This window comes from Clostridium sp. BL-8 (assembly GCF_002006495.1).
In the GTDB taxonomy this organism is placed as follows: Bacteria; Bacillota; Clostridia; order Clostridiales; family Clostridiaceae; genus Clostridium.
Genome location: NZ_LZZL01000022.1, coordinates 47,974 through 74,972, shown reverse-complemented (window position 1 = coordinate 74,972; position 26,999 = coordinate 47,974). Strand labels below are relative to the sequence as shown.

General features: G+C 31.2%; 21 protein-coding genes. 3 read left to right on the top strand and 18 right to left on the bottom strand.

Going from position 1 to position 26,999, the window contains the following annotated elements; all coding sequences use genetic code 11:
- Nucleotides 1–267 precede the first annotated feature (267 nt).
- The 9 genes from CLOBL_RS09745 to CLOBL_RS09705 all read right to left on the bottom strand — a co-directional run bounded on the left by CLOBL_RS09745 (nt 268) and on the right by CLOBL_RS09705 (nt 9,639).
- Nucleotides 268–1,557: a TRAP transporter large permease gene (locus CLOBL_RS09745; protein ID WP_077858845.1), complete on the bottom strand. Its 1,290-nt coding sequence runs from the start codon at nt 1,555–1,557 to the stop codon at nt 268–270.
- Nucleotides 1,558–1,576: 19 nt separating this feature from the next.
- Nucleotides 1,577–2,056, bottom strand: coding sequence for a TRAP transporter small permease (locus CLOBL_RS09740; RefSeq protein ID WP_179117720.1), 480 nt, complete (start codon nt 2,054–2,056; stop codon nt 1,577–1,579).
- Nucleotides 2,057–2,224: 168 nt separating this feature from the next.
- On the bottom strand, nt 2,225–3,253 hold the full coding sequence (locus CLOBL_RS09735; protein WP_077858843.1) for a TRAP transporter substrate-binding protein: 1,029 nt from the start codon (nt 3,251–3,253) through the stop codon (nt 2,225–2,227).
- Nucleotides 3,254–3,479: 226 nt separating this feature from the next.
- Nucleotides 3,480–5,012 carry a response regulator gene (locus CLOBL_RS09730; RefSeq protein WP_179117719.1) on the bottom strand — a complete coding sequence of 511 codons (1,533 nt, stop codon included), beginning with the start codon at nt 5,010–5,012 and terminating at the stop codon, nt 3,480–3,482.
- Nucleotides 5,013–5,025: 13 nt separating this feature from the next.
- Nucleotides 5,026–6,396 (bottom strand): histidine kinase, encoded by a 1,371-nt coding sequence (locus CLOBL_RS09725; RefSeq protein ID WP_179117718.1) that lies wholly within the window; start codon nt 6,394–6,396, stop codon nt 5,026–5,028.
- Between the two features lie 414 nt (nt 6,397–6,810).
- On the bottom strand, nt 6,811–8,040 hold the full coding sequence (locus tag CLOBL_RS09720; RefSeq protein WP_077858840.1) for an FAD-dependent oxidoreductase: 1,230 nt from the start codon (nt 8,038–8,040) through the stop codon (nt 6,811–6,813).
- A 78-nt stretch (nt 8,041–8,118) separates the two neighbouring features.
- Nucleotides 8,119–8,652, bottom strand: a complete 534-nt coding sequence (locus CLOBL_RS09715; protein ID WP_077858839.1) for a YeeE/YedE thiosulfate transporter family protein — start codon at nt 8,650–8,652, stop codon at nt 8,119–8,121.
- 30 nt (nt 8,653–8,682) lie between these two features.
- Nucleotides 8,683–8,910, bottom strand: coding sequence for a sulfurtransferase TusA family protein (locus CLOBL_RS09710; RefSeq protein WP_077858838.1), 228 nt, complete (start codon nt 8,908–8,910; stop codon nt 8,683–8,685).
- Nucleotides 8,911–8,976: 66 nt separating this feature from the next.
- A complete protein-coding gene (locus tag CLOBL_RS09705; RefSeq protein ID WP_077858837.1) occupies nt 8,977–9,639 on the bottom strand; it encodes a YeeE/YedE thiosulfate transporter family protein in 663 nt (220 codons plus the stop codon).
- Nucleotides 9,640–9,868: 229 nt separating this feature from the next.
- Here CLOBL_RS09705 and CLOBL_RS09700 point away from each other — a divergent pair, with 229 nt between their 5' ends.
- Nucleotides 9,869–10,774, top strand: a complete 906-nt coding sequence (locus tag CLOBL_RS09700) for a LysR family transcriptional regulator (RefSeq protein WP_077858836.1) — start codon at nt 9,869–9,871, stop codon at nt 10,772–10,774.
- 176 nt (nt 10,775–10,950) lie between these two features.
- On the opposite strand, the gene CLOBL_RS09695 is transcribed toward CLOBL_RS09700, so the two are convergent.
- Both CLOBL_RS09695 and CLOBL_RS09690 read right to left on the bottom strand, forming a co-directional pair.
- Complete coding sequence (locus tag CLOBL_RS09695) at nt 10,951–11,166, bottom strand: sulfurtransferase TusA family protein (RefSeq protein WP_077858835.1); 216 nt, start codon at nt 11,164–11,166, stop codon at nt 10,951–10,953.
- A 34-nt stretch (nt 11,167–11,200) separates the two neighbouring features.
- Nucleotides 11,201–12,913: a methyl-accepting chemotaxis protein gene (locus CLOBL_RS09690; RefSeq protein WP_179117717.1), complete on the bottom strand. Its 1,713-nt coding sequence runs from the start codon at nt 12,911–12,913 to the stop codon at nt 11,201–11,203.
- A 405-nt stretch (nt 12,914–13,318) separates the two neighbouring features.
- Between CLOBL_RS09690 and CLOBL_RS09685 the strand changes: the two genes are divergently transcribed.
- Nucleotides 13,319–14,590, top strand: coding sequence for a cation:dicarboxylase symporter family transporter (locus CLOBL_RS09685; protein WP_077858833.1), 1,272 nt, complete (start codon nt 13,319–13,321; stop codon nt 14,588–14,590).
- A 224-nt stretch (nt 14,591–14,814) separates the two neighbouring features.
- On the opposite strand, the gene CLOBL_RS09680 is transcribed toward CLOBL_RS09685, so the two are convergent.
- Both CLOBL_RS09680 and pgmB read right to left on the bottom strand, forming a co-directional pair.
- Entirely contained in the window at nt 14,815–17,100 is a 2,286-nt protein-coding gene (locus CLOBL_RS09680) for a right-handed parallel beta-helix repeat-containing protein (protein WP_207652353.1), read from the bottom strand.
- A gap of 127 nt (nt 17,101–17,227) precedes the next feature.
- The gene (gene pgmB, locus CLOBL_RS09675) at nt 17,228–17,875 is read right to left on the bottom strand and encodes a beta-phosphoglucomutase (RefSeq protein ID WP_077858831.1); all 648 of its coding nucleotides are present in this window, start codon (nt 17,873–17,875) and stop codon (nt 17,228–17,230) included.
- 139 nt (nt 17,876–18,014) lie between these two features.
- Here pgmB and CLOBL_RS09670 point away from each other — a divergent pair, with 139 nt between their 5' ends.
- Nucleotides 18,015–19,025, top strand: a complete 1,011-nt coding sequence (locus CLOBL_RS09670) for a LacI family DNA-binding transcriptional regulator (protein WP_077858830.1) — start codon at nt 18,015–18,017, stop codon at nt 19,023–19,025.
- A 30-nt stretch (nt 19,026–19,055) separates the two neighbouring features.
- Here CLOBL_RS09670 and CLOBL_RS09665 read toward each other — a convergent pair whose 3' ends face one another.
- From CLOBL_RS09665 to CLOBL_RS09645, 5 genes are all read right to left on the bottom strand, one after another.
- Nucleotides 19,056–21,233, bottom strand: a complete 2,178-nt coding sequence (locus CLOBL_RS09665) for a glycosyl hydrolase family 65 protein (RefSeq protein WP_077858829.1) — start codon at nt 21,231–21,233, stop codon at nt 19,056–19,058.
- A gap of 1 nt (nt 21,234) precedes the next feature.
- Nucleotides 21,235–23,541: a glycosyl hydrolase family 65 protein gene (locus CLOBL_RS09660; RefSeq protein ID WP_077858828.1), complete on the bottom strand. Its 2,307-nt coding sequence runs from the start codon at nt 23,539–23,541 to the stop codon at nt 21,235–21,237.
- A 3-nt stretch (nt 23,542–23,544) separates the two neighbouring features.
- The gene (locus CLOBL_RS09655) at nt 23,545–24,426 is read right to left on the bottom strand and encodes a carbohydrate ABC transporter permease (RefSeq protein ID WP_009169329.1); all 882 of its coding nucleotides are present in this window, start codon (nt 24,424–24,426) and stop codon (nt 23,545–23,547) included.
- An 18-nt stretch (nt 24,427–24,444) separates the two neighbouring features.
- Nucleotides 24,445–25,365, bottom strand: a complete 921-nt coding sequence (locus CLOBL_RS09650) for a sugar ABC transporter permease (RefSeq protein ID WP_242953808.1) — start codon at nt 25,363–25,365, stop codon at nt 24,445–24,447.
- A gap of 129 nt (nt 25,366–25,494) precedes the next feature.
- Entirely contained in the window at nt 25,495–26,919 is a 1,425-nt protein-coding gene (locus tag CLOBL_RS09645; protein WP_077858826.1) for an extracellular solute-binding protein, read from the bottom strand.
- Nucleotides 26,920–26,999 lie beyond the last annotated feature (80 nt).

Genomic DNA, 26,999 nt, shown 5'->3' with positions numbered 1-26,999 from the left:
GAGAAAAATCTGGCAGGCGAATAAGATTTATTTTTTATTCTTTTTGACACACAAAGCCTACTTAATTGGCCTTTTCAATAAGTTATCCACTCATTTAACTGTATTACAAATTCCTAAAGAATAAAAAAATCCTGATTACTAAGAATGCTTAATATTAAATCTTAGAATCAGGATCCACTATTTATTTTGCTTTTTATAATCATAATCGTACTACATATGATTTTTGTTCTACTTAATTGCACAATAAGACTAATAAGATATTATAAATTATTTAAAAAGACTAGGAAGAAACAATGAGATCTGTGGAACAAATGTTAAGATCATTAGGACTACAACCATGAGTCCATAAAATGGCATCAATGATTTTGTGATTTTTTCTATAGAAATCTCTCCAATAGAACAACCTACAAATAGTGTTGATCCAACTGGAGGTGTAAGTAATCCTATTCCGAGATTTAGCATTAATATTATGCCGAATTGAATTGGATCCATTCCAAAACGTGTTACTACTGGCAAAAGAATAGGAGTTGCAATTAGAATTAATGGTGCCATATCCATTATGCATCCTAAAAATAGAAGTATTATGTTTATTATAATGAATATTATTATTCTATTATCTGTAACTGCAAGTAATGCGTTTGTAACTAACGTTGGCAGCTTAGTTACAGCAATCATATAGCTAAAGCCAGCTGACGCAGCAATAAGTCCCATTACCATAGATATTGTTTTTACAGATTTTTTTAATATTGCTCCCATTGTTGATAAAGGTACATCTCTATAAACAAAAAATGTAATTATAAAGGCATAAACTGTTGCTAAAGCTGCTGATTCTGTAGCAGTACATATCCCTGACATAATACCACCCATGATTATTACGGCAGTCATAAGGCCAAGAATACCATCTTTTAACATAGATAATCCTTGTTTAAAGGGAATTCTTTCACTTTTAGGATACTTTCTCTTTAGTGCTATAATATAACTAAATACCATTACACATAGCCCTAAAAATACACCAGGTACAATACCGGCTATGAATAAACTGCTTATTGATAAACCACCTGCTGCTAATGAATATATAATCAGATTATGACTTGGAGGTACAAGAACTCCCTGAGTTGCTGAAACAATTGTGACATCAACTGCAAAATCTTTATCATAACCTTCCTTTTCCATCATTGGAATCATAATTGAGCCTATGGATGTTGTATCTGCAACTGATGAACCTGATAATCCTCCAAAGAAAAAGCATGCAAGCACATCAACCATAGCAAGTCCACCTCTTATTCTTCCCACTAATACCCTTGCAAAATTAACAAGTCTTGTAGAAATTCCACCTTGACCCATTATTTCTCCGGCAAGTATAAAAAAAGGAATTGTGATTAAAGAAAATGAACTGAGACCTTTTGCCATCTGCTGAACTACTGACATAATAGAAATGTGCATATATAAAGCTGCCACAACAGCTGATAATCCTAATGAAAAAGTTATTGGAACTCTTAATAATAATAAAACAAAGAACACACCTAATAGTATTAAAATCCCTACTGTATTTACCATAATTCTCCTCCGTTCCGTATTAGTTTTCTCTATTTAAAACCAAATTTATGATTCTTGCTATACAATAAAAACTTATCATTACACCCGAAACAGGGATACACATATATAAAAAGCCTGTTCTTATCTGTGTAGCTGGCATAATAGACATCATAGTATGACTGCTTAATTGTCCACCATAAAAAATCATAATCAAACCAAAAATAAGTACAGCAATTTCATCAAAATAATAAATAATCTTTTGTATCTTTCTTGGAAATAAATCAACCAATGCACTAATAGTTAAATGAATACCTCTTTTAACACCTATTGCACAAGCTATAAATCCCATCCAGATCATTAAAATTACTGAAGTTTCCTCCGACCAGCTTGGCGTAAACTTTAATACGTATCTGCAAAATACTTGTGAAAAAACAAGACAAACTAAAAACACTAAAATTCCTGAACAAATATATTCTATAATGAGGTCAATTCCATTTAAAAACTTTTTTACTTTATCCAATACTATCTCACTCCTTCAGTTATATTAATAAAGGAACCCTCTTAGGATTATTAACTTAGTTTAATCAGGTTCCCTTATTATATAATTTACTTTTAGGTATATGAAAGAAAATTATAGGTTAATGTGTTTATCTATTATTTTTGATTATGCCTTAACTTATTTAAAAGTCTATTTTGTATTTATAATTAAATCAGTTATTTCTTTCCACTCTGGATGTTGATCATACAACGACTTAACTTTATCTTGGAATGCTTGTTTGTCATCCAATTTAGTTATAGTGACTTTTCCTGCAGCCGCAATTTTGTCTTCAGCCTCTTTTTCTTGTTTTAACCACTCAGTCTTTTCTACCTCAGCTCCTGCTTTAGCTGCTTCTACTACTAACTTTTGATCATCAGTACTAATTTTATCCCAAGTCATTTTGCTCATTACCATAAGTTCAGGTACTCTTGTATGTTCATCAACTGTAATGTGAGTTGCAACTTCATAATGATTAGTAGACAAATAGCTTGGCCAGTTATTTTCAGCTCCATCTATTACGCCAGTCTGCAATGCACTATATACATCTCCATATGCCATAGGCGTAGGTGATGCTCCTAATGCTTGAACTAAATCAAGCATAGGTTTACTTTCCTGCACTCTAATCTTTAATCCCTTTAAATCATCTGGCGTTTTTACATCTTTCTTTGTATTGTAAAAGTTTCTAGAACCAGCATCAAGCCATGCTAAGCCTACCATTTTGCTATCAGACTCTAGACTATCAAGAAGCTTCTTTCCTGCATCTCCTTCTAAAGCCCTGAACATTTGATCTTTATCTTTAAACAAATATGGCTGTGCTACTGCTCCCATTAGGTTATTAAATTGAGCTAATTGTGAGCAGCTTGTACGAATAGCATCGATGGCTCCAAATTGAACTTGTTCAGTAGTACTGTTTTCATCTCCAAGCTGACCACCTATATACACTTCAACTTTAATTCTTCCATTTGTTTTTTCTTCCAACTGCTTTGCAAATTCTCTATCTCCAAGTACTGTAGGATATCCTTCTGGCTGATTATCAGCCATTCTTAATGTCATTGCTGGAGTTTCCTGTTTTGCTGTATCTGTGCTTGTTGTAGTAGCAGTTTTATTTCCACATCCGGAAATTACTCCTATTGTGAACATAACACATGAAATTAAAGCAATAATTTTCTTTTTACTCATTTTTGTTCCCCCTTATGTATTTCTGATTTAATCATAAATTTTTCTGAAAACATTTTCAACGAGAACCATTTGCGAATTTATGCAATTTCTTGTCCTATTTAAATAATTTGAAATATTTTAAAAATACCCAGATTAGGCACATGAAAGAAAATAATAGACCAAATATACAAGTATACTGGCCTGTTATTTTTTTGATTGTGCCTTAAAATAAATAACCTGGGCATTTTTACTCTAATTGGCGTACATATTGTTTAGGAGATATTTTCTCATATTTCTTGAAGGCTTTACTAAAATAATTTACGTCAGCATATCCAACATCCATAGCTATTTTTTTAATAGGTATATTTTTTTCTTGAAGCATAGCTTTTGCCTTATCCATTCTAATTTTTATAATATATTCCCTTATAGGCATATGTTCATTTTTACTAAAAATTCTGCTTAAATAAAAAGTGCTCATAGACACATATTGTGCTAAGGTATCTAAGCTTATTTCCTTCATATAGTTTGTTTCTATATATTTTTTTACTTTTTCTACAACATCAATATTGTTGCTCTTTTTATATTTTTTTATGAAGCCTATTAAGTTTTTAATTGCCATACTTGTGTAACTTCTTACTTCTGCCAGTTCACTTAAGTTAGCTAACTCTTTCAAAACAGAATTTTTTCCAAAGTCTTTACCTGTAAATTCATTTATATTATCAATTACAATGCTCAGCATATTAGATATACTTTCTTTAATTACGCAGAAATCATAATTCTCTTTTTTCATTGTTAAATGATCTAAAACATTATCAAATTCAATATTAGCCCCCTTTAAATCCTCATTTATGATTTTGCCACACAAAATATTATATTTGTTAATCCCTATGTCCTTCTTCTCTGTGATTTTTGATATTTGTTTTAATGGAATTGATCTTTTAGCCTCTTTATATGAATAGTACATTTTACTAGTCCCGTTATTTATAGATCCAATGCTAATTGCTAAATTCTCTCCTTCATTTAATTCCAGTTCATATGATAAATCATTCAAAATTCTCTTAAATCTTGCACCTAAAATCTTACTGCCTAAGGATTCATCGAAAACAAAAGCAATAATGTTATTTAAGCACAATCCAACTATGCTATTGTGAAAAATCCCATTAAGTTTATGCTTTATTGTTCTAACATTTTTTTCTTCAAGTTTTCCAATCGTATCCAGACTAAATAGTATACAACAAAACTCAGTACACTTAATGCTTAAAATTTCCGCATATTCTTTAAATTGTGTTTCTGGCATGGCAACTCCAAGTACTATATCTTCAATAACCTGTTTCTCTATATATGGAATTAATTTACTATAGTTTTTCTCTAATTTTTGATTTTTAGTTTCACTAGATACCTTAGATCCTGCTTTTTCAATAACCTTATCAAGAGAATGAAAGAATTCATTATTAGAAAATGGTTTTAATAGATAATCACTGACACCAATATTTATTGCCTTTTTAGCATAATCAAAGTAATTAAAGGCTGTTAATATTATGAATTCTGTATTCTTACATTGCTTTTTTATAATATTACTTGCTTCTAATCCATTTAATATGGGCATGTTAATATCCATAAATATGATATCTGGTCTAAGTAAAAGAGCTCTTTCTACTGCATCTCTTCCATTAGATACCTCATCAACTATCTCTATACAATGAGAATAATGCTTATCTAAAAGAAAACGTAAAGCTCTTCTTTCCAAGATTTCATCTTCAGCAATTAATAGCTTTAACATAACTTTCATCCCCCTAAATTGGAATTAATATTGCTACTTCAGTCCCTTGTGCTTTTTTACTTCTAATTTTTAACAAATCATCTCTGCTATAATATAGTTCCAGCCTCTTTTTTACGTTTAATATTCCTAGTCCCTTTTTTTCATCAGTTTGCTTATCCAATAACTTCCTTAATATTTCATTCTCCATACCTATTCCATTGTCTTTAATCTTAATAGAAATAATTTGTTGTTCTTTTTTTATACAAATGCTTATTATCCCATCCTTGTCCTTTTCCTGCAGACCATGAATTATTGCATTCTCTAAAACAGGCTGTATAAGCATAGGTGGTAATTTTACTCTATCTATATTATTATCTATATCAAATACAAATGACATCTGATCCTGGAATCGGGTTTCTTGAATTGTAATATAAGCTTTAATTGCATTTATTTCATCTTTTAACTCTACCAATTTATCTTTATAATATAAGTTATATCGCAATATCCTTGATGTAGCTTCTATAAGCTTTACAGTGTTATCAGCTGATTCAAACATTGCTATTCTTCCGATAGTATTTAATGTATTAAATAAAAAATGGGGATTTATCTGAGATTGAAGTGCTATTAGCTGTGTTTCCTTAATCAATTTATCTTTCTCTGCACTTTTACGCATTTCAATTTGATAATTATTCTCTATTTCAGCTTTTTCGTTTATTTCATTTATAAACTGTCTAATATTATTTTTCATTTTGTTAAAAGCATTTGCTAAACTATTCAAGTCATAATATTTCTGCTCCTCAATATCAGTTATTTCCCATCTTCCTGCAGATAATGCTTCTGCATAACTGCATAATTCTCCAATAGTTTTATTTAAATTCTTACTTATCACTATTGTAAAGCTAAAGCCAATTATCACAATCAATATTAGAAAACTATAGATATTTATTTGTTCATTCTTATAATTTATTAACTTAAGTTCATACTCTTTACTGCTATAATTTAAGTATGCTACTTCTAAAAGGCTTATATTATTGTTAATATATAAATCTGCTGTCTTCAATTCTATTAATCCATTATATATTTGTGAAGCCATCTGCTTTGAATTCTTCACTTGATTTATTAAGTCAAGAGATCTATCTTTATAATTATCAAACATGTTCAATAAAATCCTTAAATAAATTCCGCTCTCTTTATCATTTTTCATAACTGGAGTAATTTCATTGATTATATCTGTGATCCTATAATTTGAGTCATTATATTTTATAATATCATTGTCATCTTTTGTTTTTATAAATGAATTAAAAGCATCTGAGCTTTTTAAAAATTCTGTAGATAAATTATTAAGCTTAATATTAACACTTGCAAACTCATCATATTTATTAGATATAACATTCCTTTCATACAATGAAAAAATGCATCCAATACAAATGAATATAATAATGACTATGTAAGTAAGTTGAATTTTTTTTATCATATATACTTTCTTAATAGGCTTTTTAATTTTACTCATCCCCTTTTATTGTATACAATTACATACGACTTAATTATATCATACTAATTTCAATTTATTTACATATTAACATTTTTTTACTATGAAAATGCTAATCTAATTAATATAATCATTGCTTTTTTAATAATGTTCCCTATAAGGCTATATATAATTAATTACAAGTAATATCACAGAGTTTTAAACTGCTATAAATAAATGCTTCTATTAAAATTATCTGACAAAAAGGCAATAAACACTCCATAATTGAATGTTTATTGCCTTTAAGTTTTCATTATATTCTTTTATCTTAAATTCATTATCATTTTTAAATTATCCAATTAGCACTTTGATTCTATTAATGATTTTATCTTTCTCTATATCATTATCTTTTTCAACTATTTCACCATTCTTAGTGTAAACTATACTTGGATATTCTGTTGTTCCAAGCCTTGCTGCCAAGCTTGCATTTTTATAGACATCTATTTTATTTACTTTGACATCATTAGTTTCTTTTTCTATACTCTCTATGATTGAAAGTAACTCTCTACTCTTTTCATCAACAGGTGACCATAGATATATTAAACCTATTTTTTCTTTTTGCATGATTTCTGTTTCAAATACTTCCGATTCAGCAATATATTTTTCTGCTCCAACTCCTGCTATAGCACCATCTCCTACTGCTGTAGAAACTTGTTTTAAAAACTTATCTCTCACATCTCCTACGGCAAATACTCCGTCTATATTAGTTTCCATTTTTTCATTAGTTTTTATATATCCTGGCTTGCTTAGTTCTATTTGATCTTTAAAAATTTCTGTGTTTGGTACATATCCTATAAATAAGAAACATCCATCAACATCAACTTTTATAAGTTCTTCAGTCTTTATGTTTTTAAGTACTACAGTTTTCAATCTTTCATCACCTTCAAAAGAATTAACTACTGTATTCCATACAAATTCCATTTTAGGATTCTTCATTGCTTGATCTTGTGCAATTTTATTGGCATCCATAATACCTTCATCATGAATTACTGAAACAATAACTTTCTTAGCAAACTTAGTTAAGAACATTCCTTCCTCAATGGCAGCATCTCCACTTCCAATAACCATGACAGTTTTATCTGTATAATAAGCTGCATCACAAGTGGCACAAAAGGATATTCCCTTATCATACAAGAAATTCTCTTCATTTTCAGCCTGTGTAAGTCTTGGCTTTCCACCTGTTGAAAGTATGACAGTTTTTGCATGATAAGTTACCCTAAAAGTTTCAACTATCTTGTCTTCTCCTTGAAGTTCTACACTTTTAACATCTGTCAATTTAAAATCCACACCAAAGTTTTTAGCTTGTTTATGAAATAAATTCAAAAGTTCCGTTCCACTAATTCCATCTGGAAATCCAGGATAATTAGCTATCTCATTTGTGTAAGTAGCTAGTCCTCCAATTAATGATTTTTCTATTAATAGAGTTTTTAGCTTTGCTCGTCCACAATATATTGCAGATGTTAATCCTGAAGCCCCTCCTCCTATAACAACCACGTCATAGTACTCATGCTTTTTTTCCACTGTAATTCCCCCTAGGTTATTTTATATTTTGCAAAGGTAAATCTTAGGTTTATCTAATATAATAAACTATTTATACATTTACATAAAAAATTTCACTAAAAGCTTACTTCCAATCCATGCACCAATAAATATAAATATCCAATATAACCATCCATGCAATGACATTGATGCGACACCACTGAATAAAGCTCCTATATTACATCCAAATGCTATTCTTGCACCATATCCCATTAGAAGCCCACCTAACACTGCTGCAACAACTTGTCTTACAGATTTAATCTTTTTAATTTTAAATTGTGATGCCAATAATGTAGCAAGAAAAGCACCTACTATAATTCCTATATCTGATACAGAATGAATATCATTTAAAAATCCTGCTTGCAAGGCTGCTTCATTAGTTTTTTGTTGATAATAAAACCAGTTTTCTGGTGTTCCTCCCATTGCTTGATATATCCAAGCTGCCCAATAAGAGAAAGGTGTAGATACTCCCCATGCTTTACCTGTTGCAGCAAACATTCCTATATTTATTATTCCTAATATCACTGCTCCAGTAGTGTATGTCCATGGATCTTTTAGGAATTTTTTATAATAAGCATTATTTTTTATTTCCATAAATATCACCATTTATATATATTGATCTGACTATTTAGTCTTTTCAATATATACTTCCCATTCTCCATCGTCTACTTCTTCAATATCAACATTATGCCCTTCTTTTCTAGCCCATTCTGGTACATTTTTCATAGCACAGCTATGATCAATTTCTACTACAAGCACATCCCCGACATTCATCTTTTCTAATTGCTTTTGTGTTTTAATTAAAGGTACTGGACATGCTTCCCCTAAACAATCTAATCTTTTTTCTGACATAATTAATTCCTCCTTAAAATTATCATAAATTAACTAATATTATTTTTTCTTTTTCCATGTTTTGTATCAATCTTTATCTGTTTTTCTATTTCCATACCAATCTGCCAATATGTATATACCTAAAAGAAGCGCAAATTGTAAGAATATTGCTGGAACCCAACCTATAAGCTCTGGCAAAAATACTCCTTTTGCAGGCATGAAGTTCTTTGACCACCAGCCAAAGTCCTTTGCTCCCCATAACGATCCTACTATGAAAAATACAAGTGAGATTATCTGCATTAAAAAACCTTCTCCAACTCTCATTAAAGTACCTGAAGCACATCCGCCTGCAATGACCATTCCAATTCCAAATAATACTGCACCTACAATCACGTGAATTCCTACCGGAGAAATATTTCCTGGTATTGCTGCACCTTTAGAAGCTGCTGAAAACTGAATAGCCGCAAATCCTGCTGACGCAATTGCTATAGCTATTATAACTGCTTTCGTTAAGCTAGTCCCACCTGTTAGAAGCGGATCTCTTAAAGATGCCGTAAAACAAAATCTTGATCTCTGCAGTGTAAATCCTGCTAATATTCCAAGCATCCACATAAGTGCCGATCTTGGAGAATTATTAGCTATAAAAAAACCTACTCCGATAATTGCTATAAAAAGTACAATTCCAAATGGAATCTGATTTACTTTCTTTTTTCTTGGTTTTCTACTGATATTTGTTTTAAGTTCTGCCATATTTTCACCTCCTTTTGCTTGTTTGTTAAATAACTAACATTGTTCTACGTTTTCATTATACAATATAGATAATGAACTTAGCCATTAATCTTTCTGATACAAAATTAGAAATAATTATATCCCTGCTTACTTTCTATATTCAAGATATTTTGGTAAAATTAATAATTGATAGTACTAGCTAAAGTTTGTAATTACTTTAACAAAATTAAAAAGGAAGGATAGTTCATTTATGAATATCACTTGTTTAATATCCTTAATCGAAACCATTGAACAAAATAGCATTTCAAAGGCAGCTAAAAATTTACATATGACTCAATCAGCTTTAAGTCAGCAGCTTCAAGCTCTAGAAAAATCCCTTAATTCTCAAATTTTAATAAGAAGTAACAAAGGGGTAACATTAACACCAGAAGGTGAAATCGCTCTAAGCTATGCTGAAACCATTGTAAATCTTTATAAAAATATGCTAAAGGACCTTGATCAATCAAAAAATTCACTAATGAACGAAATAAAGATAATTTCTTGTAACAGTGTTGGTGAATACCTTCTTCCTTGTACCTTACATTTATATAAAAAGAATCATAAAAACATAAAGTTCAATCTTAAAAATGAAAATACAAAAATTATTACTGAATATATCTCTAATTGCAGTGCAGACATAGGATTTATAGATGCTAAAATAAATAAAGAAGGGATAGAATGCACTAATCTGTTTACTGGTAATTTAGTCTTCATATATTCTCCTAAAAATAATTACATAAAAAGTGATGATATATCACTTTTTGAGATTTCTAAGCTTCCCCTTATATTACTTCCAAAGGAAAACATGCTTCGTCAAATCATTGACAATATGTTTATTGATGCTAATATATCTCCTGAAGATTTAAATATTGATATCGAACTGGATACTATTGAATCAATAAAAGCATCTGTTTTAGCAAACAATGGAGTATCTATAGTTCCTTATACATCTGTAAAAAAGGATTTATATACAAATTCTTTAAAGACAGTTTTAATAAACGATTCCGTGCCAAAATATAATATATGTATGATATATCAAAAAAATAGATTGCAGCAAAGTCATATTAAAGAATTTATTTCATATATGAAGAAATATGGATGTGAAACATTTTGCTAATCATAATTTTTAGTAAGAGATATCTCTATATATTCAAATTTATAAAAAATTAAAAGCTTAGAATTGTTGGACAAGTTTCCATAATTCTAAGCTTTTAATTTTTTTATGTGTAAATAGCTTTTAACTAAATTGTATGTATAAAATTTCTTATTTTTATGAATAATACTATCATCATATCACTTAGTGATAGTAATTTCCCAAATTCCATCCTCTTCTTCTACCTCTATCTTGCAATTATATTTATTAAATGCATCCCTAATGTTTACTACTGTGCAGCTATGATCAGTTATTATAGTTACACTATCTCCATCTTTCATCTTCTTATACTGAATTTTAGCCTTTACTGTTGGAATTGGACACATTGTTCCTAAACAATCTATTTCAGTATTCAATTGTAATGCCTCCTTCAAGAGCTCTTTATAAAACCTATAATTTAAATCTTTGTACAATTTTATTTAGCTGTTCTGCTAATTTTGCTTGATCTTGAGCAGATTTTGACACTTGATCTAATGCAATTGTAGTCCCATTTATACTTTCTAATATTTCTTCTGAGCTTGAAGCAGCTTCTTCTGAAGTTACTGAAACATTTTGAATAGCACTGCTTACTTGCTCAATGGATTCTGACATCATCTTAGTTGATGTTGCAATTTCATCTGACATATCGCTCATGAACTTAGCATCTTTTTCATACTGCATTGCAGTATTTATCAATAAATCATAATCTGGATTTACATTATTCTCAATAAAATTTAAAATTTCATTTGTATTTTCCGAAAGATTGCTAAAGGCTTTTTGTACATTGTTTATTATATTTTCAATATGTGCTACGGTAGAAGCAGATTCTTCCGCAAGTTTTCTAATTTCTTCTGCAACTACAGCAAAGCCTTTACCTTGTTCACCTGCTCGTGCTGCTTCTATACTTGCATTAAGGGATAAAAGATTAGTCTGCTCTGCAATATTTCCTATATCGCCTGTCATAACCTTTATTTCATCTACCACTTTTCCATCTTCTATAGCTTTAACTATCTTTTCATACTTTTCTTTGTAAATCTCTTTAGCGGCCTTTGCTGAGCTAGTGCCTTTTTCCTTTACATTAACAGCACGCATTTTTATTTCCTTAGATGCCTTATCTCCTTCAACTGCTTTAATCGAAATTTCTCCTATAGTAGACGCAATCTCCTCTCCAGAGGCATTTACTTCTTCTGTTGTCGCACTTAATTCACTTATTCCATCACTAATATGTTTTGTGGATTCATTAATGCTTTCCATATTAGCTGAAACCTCTTGAATTGTAGCTGATAATTCTTCACTTGATGCACTTATATTTTCAGCACCGTTAATTACTTCTAAAATAAGCTCTTTTATATTATTAATTGCCTTATTTAAAGAAATAGCCATATCATCAATTTCATCAGCACCATTTATTGTTATTTCATCAGTTAAGTCTCCCTCACCTAATTTGCGTGCAAAGTTAATTATTATTCTAAATCTCTTAGTAAGCCATGATGAAATTAATACTCCAAAACCTAATGCAATAATTAATCCTACTATAGATATTATAAACATAACTTTATATGAATATGAAAAAACCTCTTTATTAGAATTGTTTGCTTTTTCTGCTTCATTTGCGGAATACTCTATAAGTTTGTTTATAGTATCAACCATCCGTTCATTATACTCATTTGCTTCTACAAAAATCTTTTGTGCATTCTCATAATCATCTTGCTTTACATAGCTATCTATTTGATCACGTAATTTTCTAAAGGAAGCTTGATCATTTGAAAGAGAATTATACATGTTTTTTTCGTCTTCTGTTACATTCATTGCCTCATATTGTTTTTTATATCCATCAACTTGAGTTTTAATTTGAGTAATATTATCCTCTATTTGACTTAGCTGCTCTTTGTTAGCCTGATTAACAAGCAATAATGTTTGTCCTCTATTTTCTAATAATCCGCCTTTTATGTTATCAAGAATTTCAATAGAACGTAGATTATTGTCAAACATAGAATTAGCATTCGTATTTATTTTATCCATGTTTAATGCACCAATAACTCCAACTATAAAAATGAGAACCGCAATACCCACATACGATAAAATTAATTTATGTGAGATTTTCATTCTTTTTAAATACTTCATATAATATTCCTCCATTATAGTTTTTTATCACATTTCAGCTTTTGTAGAAACACTGTTAGTTATATCTATATCTTCGACACATATTTCCATTTCTTTAATTTATAAAGTTACTAAAACTTTTAAGCTAACGCTTTTGTATAAAAGATAATTTTCCACTTAATAATAGTTGAACCAAGCAAACTAATAGTATAAAATGCCAATATTTTTTATTAATTGAATAATAGTCTCAAAAAATATTCCTTATTTGTAAAAATGAATTTTTTATAGAGACAGAATTCATTAATCATGTTATAATTTGTAGTGTTGTTAAAGTTTATATATTAATTTGCAATTTATAAGAAGCAAAATGTCATATTGAATTTTGCTTTTAATTATTTAATTTAGAATAAAAGAAGGAGAATATGAATGAAGAAAATAAAATTTGGCTTAGCTTTACAAATTCTTGTTGGGCTTATACTTGGAATTATAGTAGGCGGATTGTTTTATGGCAATCCAGCTGTTGAGACATATCTAAAGCCTATTGGAGATATTTTTATACGACTAATTAAAATGATAGTGGTTCCAATTGTTTTTTCATCCCTTGTAGTAGGTATTGCTGGAACAGGGGACATTAAACAAGTAGGTAGACTTGGAGGAAAAACTCTTCTTTATTTTGAGGTAGTAACTACTATTGCTATTATTCTAGGACTTTTCATAGCCAACGTAGTGCATCCAGGTACAGGAATAAATATGCAAGACCTTGCAAAGTCTAGCATTGATACTTATGTAAGTACTGCAGAAAATGTATCTCATCATAGCTTTGCAGATACATTTATAAATATAGTGCCTACTAATATTTTTGATTCACTTTCAAAGGGGGATATGCTTCCAGTTATTTTCTTTGCAGTTATGTTCGGTTTAGGAGCTGCTGCAATTGGTGAAAAAGGAAAACCCGTTATACAATTTGCTCAAGGTACAGCTGATGCAATGTTTTGGGTAACAAATCAAATAATGAAGACAGCACCTTTTGGTGTATTCGCTTTAATTGGTGTAACAGTTTCTAAGTTTGGACTTTCATCGTTAATTCCACTAGGAAAATTAATACTAACTACTTACAGTTCAATGATTTTATTTATACTAGTCGTATTTGGATTAATTGCGAAATTAATTGGGACAAGTATTTTTTCAATCATAAGAATATTAAAAGACGAACTTATACTTGCTTATAGTACTGCAAGTTCCGAAACAGTTCTACCTAAAATCATGGAGAAGATGGAGAAATTCGGATGTCCTAAAGCCATTGCAACTTTTGTAGTACCAACAGGTTATTCTTTTAATTTGGACGGTTCTACCCTTTATCAAGCTATTGCAGCTATATTTATAGCTCAATTATATGGTATTAATTTATCTATACCTACCCAAATTAATTTAATGATTGTATTAATGCTTACTTCAAAAGGTATAGCAGGCGTACCAGGAGTATCTTTTGTAGTTCTTCTAGCTACTCTTGGTTCTGTTGGTATTCCAGCCGAAGGTTTAGCTTTTATAGCAGGAATAGATCGTATACTTGATATGGCTAGAACTGCTGTAAATGTACTAGGTAATTCTTTAGCAGTAGTTGTTATATCAAAGTGGGAAGGGAAATATAATTCTATAAAAGCTCAAAAGTATATAGAATCAATTAAGAAAATTGCATAGCGATCGTTTAAAAAAATGAATTATTGAGAATTTATAATTGCAAAGGGATGTCTCAGACTAGAAAATAACTTCTAGGTGAGACATCCCTTATGCATTTATCTTTAAGAACTTAGGTAGTTATATTCTTTATCTTCCTAAATCTAGTAATAATTAATAACTATCAGCTAAAACAATGTTTTTATCAACTGACCAAGTATTTGCAGAACTATTATCTTAAAATAGTGTTACTTAATATTTAAATTGAAACCATTTTGAACAAGATAAGGATTAGAAGCTTCAATATTCTTTAGTGTAAGATTAGTGAAATTAGCTGATCCATTACTTGTATAAACAAAAATTGCAGTACCATCATGTGGTTGTGAAAATCTTGAAGTAGTAATTGCATCCTTACCTGTTCCGTCAATAGTTATATTGTTAAAATTAATATTACTAAAACCTCCGCCATATCCTATCTGTATAGCATCTCTCTGAGCGTTAATGATATCTATATTATTAAATGTAATATTACTGATGCCAGTATTTGATGCTTCTAAATCAATAGCACCACGTTCACCATTATAGCAATCTTTGCTTGTGCCGCTATTTACTATAGTAGTATCTGAAAATGTTATTCCTGCATTGTTTTCAAAATGATACCCAGGAAATACAGTATTTAATCTAATACCCGAACCCATAAAACAGTCTTTAACATAGTTATTAGTTGCTTTATGCCCAGAGCCGCCGAATATTGCAATGCCTGCTGCTCTCCAATTATTTTCTATTGTATTATATTTAAATGTATTATTTACTTCCATTGGTGCTCCCATAGTGCTATCTGGCCACATTGCTAGTCCATCATCACCATTGTTTCTTACACTACAATTTTGGACTGTAGAGTTTTTAGTTCCTTGACAGAAGTTTACTCCATCAGCTAAGTTATTTCTTATACGTCCATTTGAAATAGTCAAACCATCTGCAACGGTTACTGGATTATGAGCGTAATCTGCTACCCAAAAACCGCATTCAAAATGATCTTCCCAGAAATCATGAATTTTTGAGTTAGTACCAAAGTCATCCATGAAACATTTATATATTGCTTGTTGATTATAACGCGATCTAAGCATAGAGTTTAAATATACATTACTAAAATCAACACTTCCTGTTACTCTAAAAGATATACCTCCACTTGCAGCATTTGGCGAAGTGAACTGAATATTTGTATACCAAATGCCAGCACCAGTAATTGTAATATTATTAGCATTTATTGTCCACATACCACTTAAATTAAACGTACCTTCAGGTATATACACACTTTTTCCAGCCGCAGCTGCAGCATTTACACAGGCGTTAAACGCTGAAAGGTCATCGTTATTATCATTTGGAACTGCTCCATAATCTGTTACTGAATAAGCATTAGCTGGTTTTTGAATAGCTGCTGGAACTGGTTCAACTTCAACAAAGTCTATCCCATATTCTATATTGTCACCATTTGTTTTTTGGATTCTAAGCTTATCCCCAGATTGGAGAGCACTATCTAGTTTAAAATGCACTTCATCAAAACGGAATGCAGCTTGAGTTCCACCACTTGGTGCATCTTGCGGCTGATCTCCACTAAAATATTGCCATGACCAATAGGATGATAATGCAACAGTTTTAACCTTTGTACCATTTACATAAACATCTAATGATCCGTTTAATCCCATACCATCATTTGAATCAGGCATTGTAAATCTCATATCTACGCCTGCTCCGCCTTTATCTATTGTCCACTCTACATAAGAACCATTTGAAGGAAGAGCTACATACTTTTGATTTGAAGCCTCTGACGCAGTATGTGCATAATTAAAATCAGGAGCTTGACGCACTGAAGCTGCACCGCCTAATGCAGCATTTTCAGCTTCATATCTTGTATAAGGCATTGTTGCTCCACGGTCCTCTGGCTGTGTTGGATTACTTGGATTTGTTGGGTCAGTTGGATCTGTTGTTGGAGGGTTATTAGGGTCTGTTGGAGTTTCTCCTCCATTATCTACATTTTCAAATATCCATTTAGCACTATCCCATTCTTGGTCTGCAGTCCCCTGCTGTGCATAACCTTTTAAATCTTGAATATGGATATAGTTATTGCTTTGCCATACACTCTTAATACGTTTTTGGCTATTTCCTGCATCTTCTATTGTCCATTTTGCACTATCCCATGTTGAGTATATAGATGTACATTCTACATAACTTTGCAAGTGTTCAATATTCATATAATCTCCCGTTTTTTTATTTTTAATCCTGACATAGCCACTGCCAGAATCTTCAATGAGCCATTGAGAAGACTCATCATCTAGACTAATGTTTCCATATTTAACTTGATTGCTGTCTTCATATAAATAATTTTGTTGCCAAACATTTTTAATTCTCACATATTCCTCGGCTGCTGATACTTTCTTAGCTGGTATTAAGAAAAAGATTGCTTGTGTAAATAAAAATGTACAGCACATTAGCCATACTAAAAGCCTATTTTTTCTAACCTGTCCAATACTCATGTTTCCCATCACCTTTCACATTGTTTTTTAATTTTTTATACTTTATAAGAGCTTGACGAAATTTATTTCAGTCATAATTTTATTCCCATCCCTCCTTCCAGCCCTCTGTATGTAAACTAAATAAATATTATTTAAGAAGTTCATTCCAGTCTAAATTACTTTGCATAGTCAATGCGTCATAATCCGCTCCAAGCTTATCATGTTCCGGCCCAACTCCTAAGGATCTCATATGGCCTGCTCTCGCTGCTACTATTCCAACCTTCGAGTCTTCAACTACAAGACATTCTTCATTTTTCAAATTTAACTTTCTTGCTGCTACTATAAATACCTCTGGATCTGGTTTTGATTTACTAACATCAAGTCCACAGCTCACCTCATCAATATACTTATTTAATCCAGTCTTCTCTAAGATAAGATGTGTATTTTTACTAGCCGAGCCAACTCCTATTTTTATTCCTCGGTGTTTAAGCATTTCTAATGTTTCTATAACATCCTTTAAGACAGCTCTAGAATCTAATTTTTCCAATAATCCGATGTAATAATGATTTTTTTCTTCAGCGAACTTTTCTTTCTCTTCCTTTGAATAAATTACTTTTCCCTTTGAAAGTACAACTTCTAAGGATTCCATTCTGCTTACACCTTTTTGTCTTTCATTATCTTCCTTTGTATAATTGGTAATGCCTAATCTTTTAGCCAGCATGTTCCACGCATCAAAATGCATTTCATCTGTTGATACTAATACTCCATCAAGATCAAAAATTACGCCTTTAATCATTTTATCTATCTCCTTTTCATATCTAATGTACTTGCTTCTACACTATCGATTTTATTTATTTAGTATACAATTTTGGGTTTTAATGTTAAAATATTAGACAAGGTTTAACCTTAAACTTCTCAAAGAGGTGGTTTAAATAATGGCAACAATTAAAGATATAGCTAAAGCTGTTGGCGTAAGCTTCACTACTGTTTCTAATGTAATTAATGGTAAACCTGGTCGTGTTTCAGCAGAAACTATAATAAAAATTAATAAAGCTATAGAAGAATTAGGATATGTTCCAAACATGTCGGCCCGCTCATTGGTTTCCAATTCTTCAAAAGTTATTGGTGTAATAAACCATATAGTTACTAACCACAATAGCAATTTTATGGAAGATCCATTTCATTCTATATTTATTGGAGCAATCGAATCTACTTTGCGAGAAAATGGTTATTATTTAATGTTACGTACTGTGGAGACAAGTCAAGACTTGATTTTTTTTCTTAGAAACTGGAATGTTGACGGTTTGATTTTGGCTGGTATTTTTGAGGACGATTTTTATGATGTATTGGCCAAACTTCATATTCCAATAATTTTAATAGACAGCTATATTTCTAATCCTAATATCTGCAATGTAAGTCTTGAAGACTTTAATGGTGGTTATATTGCTACTAAATATCTCATTGATCATGGTCATACAAATATAGCCTTTGCTTCACCTTCTATAAAATATAAAGGTGTTGTATCAGAACGTTTTGAGGGTTACAAAAAAGCACTTTCAGAAGCTAACATAGAATTTAACAATAAACTTGTTTTTGAACAGGAAATTGACACTACTACAACTATTAACCTTGGATTATCTTTAGCAAGACGAAATGATTTTACTGCGATATTTGCAACTGCTGACATACTCGCTGCTGGTATTATTACTGGTCTAAAGCAAGCTGGTAAAAGAGTTCCTGACGATATATCTGTCGTTGGCTTTGATGATATTAATTTATGTAATTTAATATCACCTGCCTTAACTACAATTCATCAAGATGCTCCATTAAAAGGTAGACTTGCGGTAAACTACATAATTGATAAACTTGAAAATAAGCCTATTAATAGGAAAGAAACTATTCTTCCGGTCAGACTTGTAGAGCGGGAAAGTGTAAAAACTATTTAAATTCAGCAGAGGAGTAGAAATATTCCCCTGCTAAATTAATTTAATCTCAGCCTCATTGTTAGTTATGTCAATTTGATATAATTTATTTAAATATAATATTTTAAAGCTAAGCCTTTTCCAATTAGCTGGCATGCAAGGCTTAGATTTTACTATTCCATCTTCAAAATATATTCCGCCAAAGCCTTCCACAACTGTCATGTATGCTCCACCTGAAGAAGCAGGATGAGTCCCACCTATATAAATGAGTCCAGCCCATTGTTTACCCTTTCCTTCTATATCTGTAAGTGCTGACTTTAAGAAAAACTCATATGCTTTATCTGCTAATCCGCATTTGCACGCAACTAAGGCGTACATACACGCACTTAGGGATGATCCATGCTCTGTTCTTGGCTCATAATACTGCCAATTTTTAAGCAATACTTCCTTTGAATATTCCTCATGAAACAAGTTAAGCATTGTTATAACATCTGCCTGCTTTATAACCTTTGTATGAGATGCTATCCCATAAGCTCCTCCCCAATATTCCTTATCATCTATTAATCTTTCCTTTAATTTATCAATTTCTATATCTTCTAAACCGTCATAGCCGTCAAATTGTGAAATTATTGATGTTTTATTATTAGGCTTCGGTATATATATTTTATTAGCTGCATCAGCAAATCTTACTTTTAATTCATCTAAATTATATTCTTTAATGATATTCCATTCCTTACTTTTAGCTATCTCTATTATTTTTATGGCACTTTCAAAGGTAAACTTAGCCATCCTATTAGTATAAGCATTATTATTAACTCTTTCATGATACTCATCAGGTCCTATTACATCTCTAAGTTCATATACCTCTGACTCCAGCTTAGTCAAAAGTAAATCATAATAAAATTTCGCACACTCTATTATTGCCTTATCTCCGCCTTCAGCTAATAAATCATAATCCCCTGTTTGATCAATATATTTCATAATTCCATGCACAATAGCCGAAGATATATGAATTTGCTTGTCCTTAAAAAAGGTTCTCATAGGGCGCCCTGTAAATACATCGGTTACATTATAGTCAGAACATGCATCATACCCGCCTTCTTGACTTTCCCATGCATAAAATGCTCCTTTATATCCATAAGACTCTGCTTTTCTTTTAGCTCCATCTAATGTATCAATTCTATATTTTAATAATGTTTTAGCTACCTTTGGTTCAGTATTTAAAAAGAAGTCTAGCATAAACATTTCTGTATCCCAGAATACTGCTCCTTTATAGGTTTGTCCTGATAATCCTCTTGCTGCAATTGAAAGGCTGTCCGAATGTCTAGGTGCTATACAGTGAAGGTGGTATATAGAATAATTAAGTGCTTCCATTGCCTTATCATCACCATCTATAATAACCTCTGAAATTTTCCAAAGTTTTTCCCATTCATTCTTATGGACTTTCAATAAATCGTCGTAGCCTCTATAATATAAATCACTAGTGAGCATTTTTGCTTTCTTTAAGGCATCACCGCAATCTTTACTTGTATATATGCTAATAAATTTATATATTGTGTAACTTGAATTATTCTCAGCATCAATGCTTATTTTTCTAAGTAACTTATTACCTTTCTCTATTTTTTCTTCATATGCTTTAAAGTCATATTTAATCTTCTCACAGGTGTATACTTTATCTTTGTTTTCATGGGTCAGAGCCTCTTCAATCAAGGTTCCATCCTCAACTAAGCATGTAATTTTGTCATAGTGAGAACCATTAATATCCCACACCTCTCCATCAATTCCTGTATATATATTGAGATTTCCATCACCTTCTGTAATGATGCTATATTTCATTAAAATAGAATGTTTGTCAACCATTCCTGCAAATCTTTCAACTTTAATTTTTAATTTCCCTTTTGGAATACTAAAAGTTGTTTCACATTTAAAAATTCCATGCCTATAATCTAAAATCATCCTGTTATCTAAAGGTTCAACATTGGGCAAACGGTATTCCTGTCTATCAAATTCAATATAAGTGAACAAGGCATTTGGCGCATTAAGCGGCTCTCTCCATGAATTTCCTACTTGATCATAAATCCCGGACAAGTTAATAGCCGCAAATTGTTCCTTTTCATATTCAGGCAGTGTTCCTCGTATTCCTAGATATCCATTACCTATAAGAAACTTATTTCCATTTTCGCATATTCTATCTTTGTTATATTGATTTTCTTCTACTAACCAATTTACCATTCTACCCTCTCCATTCAATGGGAATATTTATAGATGTTCTTTCATCGCTTAAAGTTACCAATTTCCCATATACTTCAATCTGAAGCTTTGTGCCGTTTAATGCATAAAAACTTACAGTTTCCTTGCTTACTTCTACTACAATTACATCATTCTGATAACCTAATCTAAAGGAATATCCATTCCAGGCTTTAGGAATTGATGGATTGAAACTTAAAAGTTCTTTATCTGAACGCATACCACCAAAACCATATAGAATATTCATCCAGGCTCCAGCTATTGAAGTTGTATGTAAGCCTTCACGTGTATTGCGATTGTAATTATCCAAATCCATTCTTGTTGCAAAGCCAAAGAAATCATAGGCTTCTTCATGCTTTTTTAGCTGTGCTGCTAGTATTGAATGCACTGATGGTGAAAGGGAACTTTCATGAATACACCTAGGTTCATAATATTCATAATTAGCATTTATCTGTTCCTCTGTAAATCTGTTATTATATAAGAACATTAGCATTAACACATCAGGCTGCTTGATCATATCATTACGATAAATCCTATCGTATGTCCAATGATTATATAATGGAAAATCCTCAACTGGAATATTATGAACATCAATATGTGGTAAATTAAAATATCCCTCATGCTGCTCAAAGAGTTTAGTTTCTTCATTATAAGGAATGCACATTTTTTCAGCAATTATATTCCAATTTGCCATTTCTTCCTGCTTTATATTAAACTCCTTAACTATAGCATCATAGAGACTTCTATTCTTGTTCTTTAATCTCTTTAATACATCTAGAGCATATTCGAGTGTAACTTTCCCCATATAATTTGTATAGCAATTATTATTGACCATCATTTGAAATTCATCAGGTCCCATTACGCCATAATAACCATACTTAGATTTATCACTATTCCAGTCTCCTCTTGTTGCAAGCATCCTGCTTATTTCTATTAATAATGGAGTTCCTGTTTCAAATACAAATCCTTCATCTCCGGTTATATTCTCATAATGCCATATTCCATATGCAACTGCTGTTGATGCCTGAAGCTGTAAACTAGCATGCTGCCATAAACTACAGCATTCCCTTCCGCTAATAGTTGCTATTGGGAAAAATGCGCCTTCACAATCTAATTGTTTTGCTCTTTCTTGTGCCTCTGGTAATGTAATAAGTCTGAACTTTAATAAATGTTTAGCAGCTTCAACGTTGCTAAAAACATAAAATGGCAGGCAGTATGCCTCTGTATCCCAAAAAGAATTGCCACTATATGCTTCTCCAGTCAACCCTTTTGCACCTATTATATCCCCCGGCTCAGCCCCCTGATAAGTTTGATGCATTTGAAATATACAAAATCTTATACCTTGCTGATTTAGTTCATCACCATCAATTACAATATCTGATTCTGCCCATATTCTATCCCACCAAGCTATACTTTTACTTTTAATATCATCATAGGAAAGTGCTGTAATATTTTTCTTCTCTTCTTCACACTTAGTTTTAAACTCATTAAATACCATATACTTTTCATTCTTATTAACTATATTGTTAATAACTTTAGTAAAAATAGATTTTTCACCTTCAATAAGATTTATTGTGAATTTCTTCAATACTCTTTTTTCTTCAATAATATCTTCTTCATTTTTATATATACAATCGAATTTGCAAGAAGAAAATACATTTTGATTTGTATTTATTGTAGTTCCTAATATGCTTAAATAACCTTTTCTACTATCAGCCTCACTGCATTTCCACAAGTTTTCACCTGCCATATAATGAATATTTGTAAAATCTAGCCCTGAAATAATTTCAATATCACCGTTAAAATTAATTGGTGTAATACTTATTCTTTGCCCTGCTAAATGAACCTCTTCCATTGATAAGAAACGTTCAAATTCTAATTTCAATTCCTTCCCACTATTTAATTTCCATATAAATGAGCGGTTTAAAATACCTGTCTTTAAATCAAGTTCTCTTCTAAAATCTTTAATAATACATTTATTTATATTAAGCTGCTCGCCATCAATAATTATACGAGTATATAGCCAATCTACTGAATTCACCATAAATTCAGTCTTCTTTATTATTCCTTTATATGAAGGACCAACTACCGCTTGTTCTTCATACACACCATTAAAATAACTTCCAAGGAGACTTTCTCCACTGTATCCTTCTTCAAAATATCCTCTTATACCCATATATTCATTGCCAAGAGAATATATAGATTCTGATACCTCTGAATAATCTTTATTAAATCCTTCTTCTATGATTTTCCACGGGTCTGTAATATAATATTTATCTGCAATCTTTGTCATGTCTTACTCCTTTACTGCACCTGCTGTGGCACCATCTGTAATTTGTTTTTGGAATATTGTAAATAAAATAATTGGTGGAATAATTGAGAATGCTACTGCCCTTAGCATGTCTATATCATTAACCTTATTTGAATTATGATATGCAAATAATTTAACCATAACAGTTTCCTTTTCAGTACCATTAAGTACTAAATATGGCAACAAGAAATCAGACCATGCTGCTGTAATTGTAAAAATCACAACTACCATAACTATTGGCTTTGAAAGTGGCAATATGATTTTAAAAAATATCTTAAACAACCCACATCCATCTAACTTAGCCGCTTCTATTAATTCATTTGGTAAACCTTCAAAGAAGTTTTTAAATAAAACTACATAAAATGCATTTGCACCAAATACAAACCATAATGGTATAAAAGAATCATTTAATCCTATTTTGTTTATATTTACAAACAATGCCACAATGCTTGATGTTGCTGGAATTAACAGACTCCACATTACCAGTCCTAGTACTATCTTGTGACCTCTTGGCTTTATTATTGCTAGTACATAAGCTAAAAGCCCATTAAATATTACAGAACATATAACACTACCAACTACCACTATTGCAGAATTCACATAATAATTAACAAAATTTAATTTTTCCCATGTATCAACATATTGCTTTATATCAAAAAGTTTTGGAAGTATAGTAGCATCTATTCTAAATTCCTTAATATCCTTAAAACTCGCTAAGAATACCCATATGGAAGGGAATAGACATACTGCGACCATTAATAGACATAGTATAAAAATGATCACACAAAGTATTTTTGTTTTACTAGATTTAACATCATAATAACGAATTGCTCCATCTTGTTTTTCTTTATACTTACTAAAAAACATTATATTATCTCCCTTCCACTATTTTTTACTTGCTGTTAGCTTAAAATATAGTCCACTTAGTGCTATAAGCACTATGCATACAACAACTGATAACGCTGCTGCTGCTGGAAAATTATAATCTCTAAATGCGAAATTATATACTAATTGCATAATTGAAATGCTTGCATTGTTTGGACCACCGTTTGTCATAACCATCGGCTCATATAAGATTTGGAAAACTGATATTATTTGAAGAATAAGCATTGTTTTTGCAAGTGAAAATATTTTAGGAAGAGTAATATGTCTTATTCTCTGTAATACTGTTGTTCCATCTATTGTTGCAGCTTCATATAATTCTGGATTAATACTGCTTATACCTGCCATATAAATTAAAGCTGTAGCACCTGCACTCTTCCAAGTCATACTCACTACAATAAGAGGAATTGTTAACTTTGGATTGGTTAACCATAGCTGAGGATTAACGCCTATCTTTTCTAATAAAATATTTAATGTACCTGTTGGTCCAGGTTTAAAGAAAAATCCCCACATAATTACTGTTGCAAGTCCTGGCATAATATTAGGAAAATAAATTCCAACTCTGAATAAGCCTTTAAAATGGACCGTTTCGCTTATGAGAATAGCTGCAATTATAGGTGCTATAAAGCCTATAATTAGTGACCAGCCAATATATGAAAAAGTATTTTTAAATGCAGCCCAAAAATCTGGATGTGATAATATGCTAAAATAATTATCTAAGCCCACAAATTTAACAAGTCTAATACCATCTGCTTTATATAGTGAAAGTCTAATGTTTTCTAGTAACGGATCCCATACAAAAAATGCAAATAAAACAAGTGTTGGAAGCATTATAATCCAGCCCATTAAATCATTTTTCTTAAAAAATTTATGTTTAACCTTAGTTTGAGGTTTCTTATCAGGCTCTAATAACTTTGGTATCATTTCTTCCACTTTTTTCACCTCCTTAGAGATCTTTAATTCAAAAGGGTAGTCTTATAAAGAATACCCTCCTGATGAATTAAATAGACATTAATTAGTTAAAATATTGTGTATTGTGCAATTAAAATAATATTATTTATTAACTTTTTCATCTAAAATCTTTTGATAATTTTCATTAGCTGTTTTCATTAATGTTGGAACATCTGCATTTTTATCAGTGATTACTGCTTGAATTACTTTTGTTAATTCAGAATATAAATCTTGCGCTGATCCTGGCTCTTCCATTCTAAGATTTCCATCTTTACTAATGGCATCAAAGTATGAGCTATACATTTTTTCATCAACATTGCTATTATCTTTAATAACCTTATCTTGGGCATCCATTACGTCTTTGTTAACCCAGCATGGGAATCTTTGAATAACAGGAACTCCACTATTAACTTTATTTTTTGCATCAGCTTCCATCCCTGCAATAGAATCTTCTGTTGCAGTAGGCGCCTTTCCCATAATTTCAATGTAATCTAAAGCAGCATTAATTTCATCTTCTGTTGCATTTTTTGCGAACATATAAGGTGTACCACCAGACAATGAAAATTGAGCACCATTTGGTCCTGCTGGTATTGCAAACATTGCTAAATCTTTTGCAGGAAGACCATTATTTTCAGTAGGTTGGTTAACTGCATCATTTGCTGCAATATACATGCTAGCGGCTCCTGTACCTAATTCTGAAAAACCTGTACCCCAATCTTCATTTGTAGGATCTGCTGTAAGGCAATCATACTTCCACTTTAAATCTTTTACAAAATTCATTGCCTCTATAGCTTCTTTACTATCAACGTTTGATTTATATTTTCCATTTGAATCCACTGTACATAATGTAGCTCCAAATGCCCATGCTATATTTGAAAAATGCCATCCACCTGCTGCATCCTTAGCTAAAAGGCAAAATCCTGCTTTACCTGTCTTCTGCTTAATTGTTTGTGCTGTTTTAGCTAATTCATCCCATGTCTTAGGAATAATAGGATATCCACTACTATCAACTAGTCCAGCTTCCTTAAATAATTCAACATTTGCCATGACACCTAATGCATATCCATCACGTGGAATGCCATATATCCTCCCGTTGCTATCTGATAGAAGTTTCTTAATTTGTGGGTTAATTGCAGTGTCCCATCCACGTTTCTTCAATATATCAGTAATATCAGCAACATATCCGCCTTTAATAAGTTTTTGAGGCTCAGTATACCAGGTTTCGAATACAGTTGGTAGATTTCCTGCCTCAGCCATAGGTACAAATGTTTCTGTAGAATACTTATAATAATCAGGAACAACTTCGACATTAGGATCTTTTGCTTCTAATTTTGTTTTATACCCTTTGTGTAATTCAATCTCATCTTTCAAAGTATCTTCTGGCCAAAGACCCATTTTTAATTGAATCTTCCCATCTGATTTTGCATTGCTACTTGCACTTTGAGACTTTGAACCACATCCTGTAATCAATGTGGCTGCTAATGATGCAATTAACACCATGCCTAAGATTCGTTTAATTTTTTTCATAACTTTTCCCCTTCCTATTTTTTGATAAACACTTTTAAAGTTTAACGTTAAACTTAGCGTTTTATAATAGAATAATATTT

Bases quoted from the DNA above. Each gene is read 5' to 3' on its own strand.
- CLOBL_RS09710 (WP_077858838.1), bottom strand. From the start codon at position 8,910: ATGTCAGAAAAAAGATTAGATTGTTTAGGGGAAGCATGTCCAGTACCT.
- CLOBL_RS09690 (WP_179117717.1), bottom strand. From the start codon at position 12,913: ATGAAGTATTTAAAAAGAATGAAAATCTCACATAAATTAATTTTATCG.
- CLOBL_RS09655 (WP_009169329.1), bottom strand. From the start codon at position 24,426: ATGTTTTTTAGTAAGTATAAAGAAAAACAAGATGGAGCAATTCGTTAT.
- CLOBL_RS09700 (WP_077858836.1), top strand. From the start codon at position 9,869: ATGAATATCACTTGTTTAATATCCTTAATCGAAACCATTGAACAAAAT.
- CLOBL_RS09685 (WP_077858833.1), top strand. From the start codon at position 13,319: ATGAAGAAAATAAAATTTGGCTTAGCTTTACAAATTCTTGTTGGGCTT.
- CLOBL_RS09745 (WP_077858845.1), bottom strand. From the start codon at position 1,557: ATGGTAAATACAGTAGGGATTTTAATACTATTAGGTGTGTTCTTTGTT.
- CLOBL_RS09660 (WP_077858828.1), bottom strand. From the start codon at position 23,541: ATGACAAAGATTGCAGATAAATATTATATTACAGACCCGTGGAAAATC.
- CLOBL_RS09715 (WP_077858839.1), bottom strand. From the start codon at position 8,652: ATGGAAATAAAAAATAATGCTTATTATAAAAAATTCCTAAAAGATCCA.
- pgmB (WP_077858831.1), bottom strand. From the start codon at position 17,875: ATGATTAAAGGCGTAATTTTTGATCTTGATGGAGTATTAGTATCAACA.
- CLOBL_RS09705 (WP_077858837.1), bottom strand. From the start codon at position 9,639: ATGGCAGAACTTAAAACAAATATCAGTAGAAAACCAAGAAAAAAGAAA.
- CLOBL_RS09730 (WP_179117719.1), bottom strand. From the start codon at position 5,012: ATGTTAAAGCTATTAATTGCTGAAGATGAAATCTTGGAAAGAAGAGCT.
- CLOBL_RS09665 (WP_077858829.1), bottom strand. From the start codon at position 21,233: ATGGTAAATTGGTTAGTAGAAGAAAATCAATATAACAAAGATAGAATA.
- CLOBL_RS09645 (WP_077858826.1), bottom strand. From the start codon at position 26,919: ATGAAAAAAATTAAACGAATCTTAGGCATGGTGTTAATTGCATCATTA.
- CLOBL_RS09670 (WP_077858830.1), top strand. From the start codon at position 18,015: ATGGCAACAATTAAAGATATAGCTAAAGCTGTTGGCGTAAGCTTCACT.
- CLOBL_RS09735 (WP_077858843.1), bottom strand. From the start codon at position 3,253: ATGAGTAAAAAGAAAATTATTGCTTTAATTTCATGTGTTATGTTCACA.
- CLOBL_RS09680 (WP_207652353.1), bottom strand. From the start codon at position 17,100: ATGAGTATTGGACAGGTTAGAAAAAATAGGCTTTTAGTATGGCTAATG.
- CLOBL_RS09650 (WP_242953808.1), bottom strand. From the start codon at position 25,365: ATGATACCAAAGTTATTAGAGCCTGATAAGAAACCTCAAACTAAGGTT.